2 protein-coding genes are annotated in these 3810 nt (G+C 66.4%); both read right to left on the reverse strand.

Annotated elements, in window-relative coordinates; genetic code table 11:
- Positions 1 to 69: 69 nt before the first annotated feature.
- Positions 70 to 2277 (reverse strand): NAD-dependent DNA ligase LigA, encoded by a 2208-nt coding sequence (gene ligA / locus EN742_RS27570; RefSeq protein WP_128333503.1) that lies wholly within the window; start codon positions 2275 to 2277, stop codon positions 70 to 72.
- 283 nt (positions 2278 to 2560) lie between these two features.
- The coding region (locus tag EN742_RS27575) for a DNA repair protein RecN (RefSeq protein WP_148670298.1) at positions 2561 to 3810 on the reverse strand (1250 nt) is incomplete at its 5' end.

The raw sequence follows: 3810 nt of genomic DNA on the forward strand, positions 1-3810 counted from the left end.
TCTGGTGGAAGTCGAGCGCCTTGAGGAACGGAATGGCCTTTTGCCCGAAGCCCTTGAACGCGCCGGCCATCAGCCGCCCCTGCCGATACGCTGCAGCCAGGTGTCCTCGTCGATCACCTCGATGCCGAGCGCGGTGGCATCCTTCAGCTTCGAGCCGGCGCCCGGGCCGGCCACGACGAGATCGGTCTTCGCGGAAACCGAGCCCGCGACCTTGGCGCCGAGACGTTCCGCCATCGCCTTTGCCTCGGAGCGCGTCATCTTCTCCAACGAGCCGGTGAACACGACCGTCTTGCCGGAGACTTCGCTGCCGGCCGAGATTTCCACAATGTACGGCTTCGGATGCACCTGCGCGAGCAGTGCCTCCAGCACGTCGTCGTTGCGTTCATTGCCGAAGAAATCGCGCAGCGCGCCGATCACCGTGTCGCCAATGCCGTTGATCGACGGGAAGACGTCGTGCGGATCGTCGGCCGCAGCGGTCTCCTTGCCGACACGGATCAGCTCTTCCATGGTCGAGAAGGTCCTGGCAAGCACAGCGGCCGTCGTCTCGCCGATATGGCGGATGCCGAGAGCGAAGATGAAGCGGTCGAGCTCCGGCTCGCGGCGCGCGTCGATCGCGGCGAACAGCTTGTCGAGGCCTTCATAGTTGCGATCCTCGGCGCTGCGCACATTCTTGCGCGTCTTGCCCGATGCGGCCTCGCGCAGCCTCGCCTGCTCCTCGCGCCGCCCGGCCAGGGCCCTGGTGACGTCGGGGCGGCGGTCTTTGAGCGTGAAGATGTCGGCGGCGGTCTTGATCAGTCCGGCGTTGAAGAACAGGTCGATGTTTTCCGCGCCCAGCCCCTCGATATCCATGGCGCCGCGCGAGACGAAATGGCGCAATCCCTCAACGGCCTGCGCGGCGCAGATCAGCTCGCCGGTGCAGCGCCGGCGTGAATCCTCCTTGCCGGTCTTCTCGTTGATCTCGCGCGTCGCTGGCGAGCCGCAGATCGGGCAGGTATGCGGAAATTCGTAAGGCACGGCATCGGCCGGACGCTTGTCGATGACGACGCTGACGATCTGCGGAATGACGTCCCCTGCCCGCTGGATCACCACCGTATCGCCGATGCGGACATCGATACCGTCGCGGATCGGCAGGCCGTTGCTGTCCAGGCCCTTGATATAGTCCTCGTTGTGTAGCGTGACGTTCTCGACCACGACGCCCCCGACCGTAACGGGCGCCAACCGCGCCACGGGCGCAAGCGTGCCGGTGCGGCCGACCTGGATGTCGATCTTCTGCACGGTGGTCATCGCCTGCTCCGCCGGGAATTTGTGGGCGACGGCCCAGCGCGGCTCGCCGGTGACGAACCCCCACCGGCGCTGCAATTCCAGCTGGTCGACCTTGTAGACGACACCGTCGATGTCGTAGCCGAGCGACGAACGCTGCTCCTCGATCCGATGGTATTGCGCGATCAGCTCCTCGATCGACTTCGCCCGCACCATCAGCGGACTGACCTTGAACCCCCACTCGGCGAATTTCTGCACCGAATCATATTGGGTCGGAGCCGGGTCCGCCGTCGTGTACCCCCAGGCATAGGCGAAGAATTTGAGGTTGCGGCTAGCGGTGACCGACGGATCCTTCTGGCGCAGCGACCCGGCGGCCGTGTTGCGCGGATTGACGTAGTCCTGGCCGCCGGCAGCCGCTGAGCGTTCCTTCAGCGCCTCGAACTCCGCATAGGTCATGTAGACCTCGCCGCGTATCTCGATGCTGTCGGGCCAGCCCGACCCTCTCAGGGTCTTCGGGATATCCGCGATCGTCTTGAGATTGGCGGTGATGTCCTCGCCGACGGCGCCGTCGCCGCGCGTTGCACCCTGCACGAACACGCCGCGTTCGTAGCGCAGTGAGGCCGACAGCCCGTCGATTTTCGGCTCGGCGGTGAAGGCGATGTCCAGGTCCTTGTCGCGGTCGAAGAACCGCCGGCCGCGCTCGATGAAGTCGGCGACGTCCTCATCGGTATAGGCCTTGGCGAGGCTGAGCATCGGCACCGCATGGCGTATCTTGGCAAAGCCTTCCGCCGGCGGCGCGCCGACCCGACGCGACGGCGAATCTTCGCGCACCAAATCGGGGAAGCGATCTTCGATCGCGAGGTTGCGGCGCGCCAGCGCGTCATATTCGGCGTCCGAGATCGTCGGCGCATCTTCGGTGTGATAGCGCCGGTCATGCTCGGCGATCTCCGCCGCCAGCCGCTTCAGTTCGTGTGCGGCCTCGCTTTCGCTCAGCGAATCGACTGGTTTTTCCGACATGCTTGGCAGTCCCCGAGTTGTGCGCGCCACTATAAATCAGGATTCGCCGACCGGGAGTCGGCTTGCGAATAAATCATTCCTGAACAGCAGGATGCAGCCATATCCTGACTCAGATTCCAAGCACGGAGAATCAAGCACCCAGGATGTGTTGAGATTCAGGTCAGGCCGAGTCGAGAAGGGTGGCTTCCGAGAACCGGAGCGGAGCGTACTTTTGGGTACGTGAGCACCGGAAGCGCAGGAAGCCGCCGTTCGCAGGCCGGCCTCACCTGAATATCAACGCAGCCTAGGCTGCCGCCGTGTTCTCGCGCAGCAGACGCTCCGCCGCCGCGCGCGCCTCGTCGGTGATGGTGGCGCCGGCCAGCATGCGCGCAATCTCCTCCTGGCGCGCCGGCCGGTCCATCTCGGCAACGCCGGTGGCGACCTTGTCGGTGCCGCCGGATTTGGAGATCAGGAAATGCGTCGCCGCGCGCGCCGCCACTTGCGGCGCGTGGGTGACGGACAGCACCTGCACGCGCTTCGACAACCTGGCCAGCCGCTGGCCGATGGCATCCGCCACGGCGCCGCCGACCCCGGTGTCGATTTCGTCGAAGACCAGCGTCGGCGCCGAGCCGCGGTCGGCCAGCGCCACCTTCAGCGCCAGGAGGAAGCGCGACAGTTCGCCGCCGGAAGCGACCTTCATCATCGGCCCGGGCCTGGTGCCCGGATTGGTGCGCACCCAGAACTCGACCTGGTCGATGCCTTCTTCCATCCGGCTCGAGGCATCGCTCGCCAGCTCGACGATGAACTCAGCGCGTTCGAGCTTGAGCGCCGGCAATTCGGCCATCACCGCCCTGGTCAGGCCGACGGCGGCGGCATGGCGAAGCGAGGACAGTTGCGCGGCTGAGATGTCGTAGGCTTCGCGCGCCGCTGCCGCCTGCTTCTCCAGGCCGTGCAGGCGGTCCTCGCCGGCGTCGAGATCGGCGAGGTCGGCGGCCATCGTGTCACGCAACTGCGCTAGATCGTCGACCGCGACGCTGTGCTTGCGCGAGGCGGCGCGCAGCGAAAACAGCCGTTCTTCCGCCTTCTCCAGCCGTTGCGGATCATATTCGGTGGCGCGCAGCGCCGCCTCGACGCCCGACTGCGCCGCATCGAGCGACAGCATCGCCTCGTCGAGCGACTTCACCACGTCGTCGAGCAGGCCCGGCGCCTCTCCCGCCTTGCGCTGCAGGCGCCTGAGCAGGCTGGCCAGCTGCGGCAGCGGCGAGGACGGTCCCGAAAGCACGTCCTGCGCGTCGTGGATTTCCGAGGCTATCTTTTCCGCCCGCATCATCGTGGCGCGCAGTTCGGCAAGCTCGCTCTCCTCGCCCGGCTGCGGATCGAGCTTCGCCAGTTCGGCGACGGAGGCGCGCAGATAGTCGGCTTCGCGCGCCGCGGCCTCGACCTTGGCGCGATGCTTGGCAAGGTCCTGCTCGCAGCCGCGCCAGTAGCGCCAGGCTTCGCCCGTCGCGCGCGCGGCGCCGAGATGGCCGCCGAAACTGTCCAGCAATTCGCGAT

The organism is Mesorhizobium sp. M4A.F.Ca.ET.020.02.1.1 (assembly GCF_004022645.1).
In the GTDB taxonomy this organism is placed as follows: domain Bacteria; phylum Pseudomonadota; class Alphaproteobacteria; order Rhizobiales; family Rhizobiaceae; genus Mesorhizobium.